The sequence below is a fragment of the uncultured Ilumatobacter sp. genome (genome assembly GCF_963980585.1).
GTDB lineage: Bacteria > Actinomycetota > Acidimicrobiia > Acidimicrobiales > Ilumatobacteraceae > Ilumatobacter_A.
Genome location: NZ_CAXCAM010000082.1, coordinates 1 through 4,627 on the forward strand (window position 1 = coordinate 1; position 4,627 = coordinate 4,627).

3 protein-coding genes are annotated in these 4,627 nt (G+C 64.9%); 2 read left to right on the forward strand and 1 reads right to left on the reverse strand.

From position 1 onward, the window contains the following. Positions 1-133 precede the first annotated feature (133 nt). Positions 134-967: a DeoR/GlpR family DNA-binding transcription regulator gene (locus tag ACH2DW_RS15100; protein ID WP_394930573.1), complete on the reverse strand. Its 834-nt coding sequence runs from the start codon at positions 965-967 to the stop codon at positions 134-136. A 174-nt stretch (positions 968-1,141) separates the two neighbouring features. Between ACH2DW_RS15100 and ACH2DW_RS15105 the strand changes: the two genes are divergently transcribed. Together ACH2DW_RS15105 and ACH2DW_RS15110 are read left to right on the forward strand one after the other, a co-directional pair. Continuing rightward, positions 1,142-3,244 carry an alpha-galactosidase gene (locus ACH2DW_RS15105; RefSeq protein ID WP_394930574.1) on the forward strand — a complete coding sequence of 701 codons (2,103 nt, stop codon included), beginning with the start codon at positions 1,142-1,144 and terminating at the stop codon, positions 3,242-3,244. Between the two features lie 111 nt (positions 3,245-3,355). After that, entirely contained in the window at positions 3,356-4,579 is a 1,224-nt protein-coding gene (locus tag ACH2DW_RS15110) for an MFS transporter (RefSeq protein WP_394930572.1), read from the forward strand. Positions 4,580-4,627: the final 48 nt, after the last annotated feature.

Below are 4,627 nucleotides of genomic sequence, written 5' to 3' on the forward strand. Positions count from 1 at the left end.
GGTGAGCTGGATGGTGAGCTGGACGGAGAACTCGACGACGACGTGGCCCCCGAGTCACTCACGGCGACCGATGTCGATGAGTCTGACGACGCCTCGACCGAGACCGCGCCCGACACCGACTGATCAGCGAGCGTCAGATTGGCTGGCCGACCTGACGGACGTCAGGAATATGTGCGCCGAGGATGTCGATGGCATCCGAGGACAGCAGGTGGTCGGTGATCAGCGTGTCCACGTCACTCAATGCCGCGAAACTGCTGAGGCCGGTGACGCCCCATTTACTGTGATCGGCGAGCACGACCTTGCGGCCAGCCGCGCGGATGAATGCTCGATTGGTATCGGATTCGAGGATGTTCGGCGTGGTGAAACCGGCCTGCTCGCCCATGCCGTGCACGCCGATGAACAGCGTGTCGACATGCAGGGCGCTCAACGCCGTTGCTGCAATGGGGCCGACGAGTGCATCGCTGGGCGTGCGCACCCCGCCGGTCAAGATGATGTTGCGGTCAGGTCGCCTGAACTCGTTGAACACCTCAGCGACGCGCATGCTGTTGGTGACCACGGTCAGGTTCGGCACCATCGCCAACTCGCCGGCGAGACGCCAGGTCGTCGTGCCGGCCATCAGCCCGATCGTTGCCCCGCCCTCAACGAGGTCCGCGGCAGCACGAGCGATTGCCTCTTTCTCGGCGGTGTGAAGCGCCGAGTTGGCGTCGAAGCCGGGCTCGTCGGCGGAGTGCTCGGTGGAGACCTTCGCGCCTCCATGCACCTTGACGAGCGAGCCTGCCTCGTCGAGGACGTCGAGGTCGCGGCGAATCGTCATATCGCTGACATCGAGCAGCGACGCAAGCTCAGTGACGCGCATCGATCCTCGGGCACGTACCTCGGCGACGATCTGTTCGTGTCGTTGCTGCGCAAGTGAGCGCCCTGCGGTCAAGCTTTGATCGGGTCCTGCCCCGCCACCCCGATCGAACATGTCGACCATCGTGGTTGATTTGTACGCAAGAATCAACCGAAATCAACAGGTTCGAACATCAGCTGTGCGAAATCTGTGCGAATCGCGCGCAGTCCGCACAGGTCAATCGAACATAGGATCTGTGTTTCGGACACGGCTGACCTGCCCTCCATAGAATGGCGGTCTGTGCCCGAGATGATTCGTTTGTCCAACGCTGGAACCGACGTGGTGGTCGACGTCACAACGGGGGCCCCGACGATCGTGCATTGGGGCGCGCCGCTTGGCGCCGAGGCCGACCTGGCGACGGTGCTCCCGTCGCTTTCTCGGCCCATCGTCCACGGAACGGTCGACTCGGTCGCTCCAGTGTCGACAGTTCCCGAGCACGGTTCGGGGTTCACCGGCCGCCCGGGCCTCGTCGGTCGGCGCGGGGGAGGCCTCGCGTGGGCGCCGCGGTTCTCGGCGGTGTCACATCACCTGTCCGACGACGGCACGCGTCTCTCAGTCGAAGCGGTTGACGCAGTCGCGAAACTCGGGCTGAACGTGACCATCGTGCTCGACGACGTGCTGCATATCTGGGCGACGGTCACCAACGCTGGTGACCGGCGGTACAGCCTGGACGGATTGACGGTCACACTTCCTGTTGCCGAACACGCGAGCGAGTTGCTCAGCTTCGAAGGGCGCTGGTCGCGGGAGTTTCAACCGTTGCGCAGCGATTGGTTCGACGGTTCGTTGCTTGCCGAGAACCGACGCGGTCGCACCTCGCACGAGTCACCGCCGATGCTCTTTACAGGCAAGCGCGGCTTCGACGAGTGGAGTGGCGAGGTGTGGGGCGCACACCTCGCGTGGAGCGGGAACCACACGATGCTCGCCGAACGCCTCGCCGATGGCCGCCGCTATCTGCAGGCCGGAGAGCTGCTGCACCCGGGCGAAGTCGTGCTTGAGCCCGGTGAGTCATACACCACGCCGGAGACGATTGCCGCGTACTCGCCGCATGGTCTAAACAATGCGACGCAAGCCTTTCACCGTTCGCTGCGAGCGCTGCCGAATCATCCGTCGACGCCGCGTCCGGTCCTGCTCAACACGTGGGAGGCGGTGTACTTCGACCATGACACCGACAAGCTGATGTTGCTGGCCGACGCCGCAGCGGATCTCGGCATCGAGCGTTTCGTGCTCGATGATGGCTGGTTCGGTTCGCGCCGCGACGACACCAAGGGGCTCGGCGACTGGTGGGTATCGGACGCGGCGTACCCAGCAGGACTCTCCCCGTTGATCGCGCACGTCACGGACCTTGGAATGGACTTCGGAATCTGGGTCGAACCCGAGATGGTCAACCCCGACAGCGACATCTTCCGCGCCCATCCCGACTGGGCGTTGGCCACCCCCGGGTACGAACCGGTGCTCGGTCGGCAACAACTTGTCCTCGACCTCGCCAACCGCCCAGCGTTCGACTTCATCTTGGGATGCCTCGATCGACTGCTGAGCGACCACGACATCTCCTACGTCAAGTGGGACATGAACCGCGACCATATTCACGGCTCGAATCAACACGGCGCGGCTGGCACCAACGCACAGACCATTGCGCTCTACCACCTCCTCGACAAGCTGCGCCGCCTGCACCCGACCGTCGAGTTCGAGTCGTGCGCAAGCGGCGGTGCCCGGATTGATCACGAGATCCTGAAGCGCACCGAACGAGTCTGGACAAGCGACTGCAACGACGCACTGGAACGTCAGACCATCCAGCGCGGTGCGTCCATGTTGATCCCGCCGGAACTCATGGGGGCCCACATCGGGCCGACCCGGGCACACACCACCGGTCGCACGCAGTCACTCTCATTTCGAGCTGCCACTGCGATGTTCGGCCACCTCGGCGTGGAGTGGAACGTCACGAAACTCACTGACGAGGAACGGATCGCGCTGCAAGCGGTCATCGCTCTGCACAAGGAGCATCGCGAGTTGCTCCACTCAGGCGATGTCGTTCGATTCGACACCGACCCTGCGTACAGCGCACACGGCGTGTACGCAGCTGACCGATCGGAAGGAATCGTGGCCTTCGCCCAACTCGCCACGGCTCCCAGTCTGACGCCTCCGCCGCTCCGACTACCCGGACTCGACGATGCCGCGACCTACCGCATCGAACACCTCCGCATCCCCGGCGAGCGATGGGGTCCAGCCCGGGTGCAGCCGAGCTGGCTCGCGTCCGGTGTGGAACTCACCGGACGACAACTCGCCGCCCACGGCGTGCAACCCCCGACGCTGCATCCCGAGAGCGCTCTGCTTTTCAAGCTCACTCGAATCTGACCAGCGTCGCAGCGCTCACGTTGGCGCAGCGACCGTTCGGCAGCGATCGCGAAGACTTCCGTCCGAGTCCCGTCACGTTCGAACTCGGGTGCGGTGCGTAGTGTCGGCCCGATGTCCGCCAACGCCGCCGTCGCTGCGCATGCCGTCGACTCGCGGCGAGCCTGGCTCACCGTCGTTGCGGCCTTCTTCGCATCCGGGGTCACGCTGGGTACGGCATACAGCTTCGGGGCCTTCTTCGAATCGATGAGCGAGGAGTTCGACGCGGCCAACGGTTCCACCGCGCTCATCTTCGGCATCACGACGTGCTTGTTCTTCTCGCTCAGCATCATTTCGGGTCGCATGTCGGACCGCTTCGGCCCACGAGTGGTGCTGGTCGCCGGCGCGGCAGCGTTGTTTCTTGGTTTGATTGCAACGAGCCGTGTGCAGTCGCTCGGCCTGGGATATGTCACCTACGGCCTCGGTGTCGGGATCGCCGCAGCCTGCGGCTACGTACCGATGGTCGCGGTGGTCGGCGGCTGGTTCGAACAGCACCGGGCGGTTGCGGTCGGATTGGCCGTGGCCGGCATCGGCGTCGGCACGCTGGTGATGTCGCCGGTGTCAGCAGCGCTGATCGATCGGTGGGGCTGGCGTGACACCTACGTCTTCTTTGCTGTCGGTGGCGCCGGCGTCATGCTCGCCTGCGTGCCGCTGGTCGACCGACCTCCCGGCGACGGTTCGCCGCAGCCGTCTCGGTTCAAGGATGCGTTGGGGAGTCCCGTGTTCCGCCGCTTCGCGCTCTCCGCGTTCGCCCTTGGCCTCGCGCTGTTCGTGCCGTTCGTTTTCGTCGGTCAATACGCCAAGGAACGTGGCATCGGATCGGTGCAAGCAGCGGTGCTCGTCGGTGTCTTGGGCGGATCGAGTGTGCTCTCCCGCGTGGGCTTCGGGTCGTTGGTTCGGCGTTTCGGATCGTTTCGTCTCTACCGTGCCTGCCTCATCATCACGACGGGGAGCTTCCTGCTCTGGCTCGCCGCCGGGTCGTCGTACGTCATGTTGGTGTTGTTCGTTCTCACGTTGGGCGTGGGGTACGGCGGGTTTGTCGCGCTCAGCCCGATCGTCATCTCGGATCGGATGGGCGTCGCCGGTCTGGGTTCGATCCTTGGGTTGATGTACACGGCGCCGGGTATTGGCGCACTGGTCGGGGCGCCGACTGCCGGGTGGCTGATCGACACCACCGATGGCTATCGCTGGTCGATCATCTGGTGCATCGCAGCCGGATCCACCGCCGTCGCGCTCCTCACCGGGCTCCCCGTCGACAAATCTGGCCGTCTCGAACGCGCCTCGAACGCCCGCGGCTGACTGCGTCGCGCCGCAACGTGCGCCACGCCGCAACGTGCGCCCGTCGCA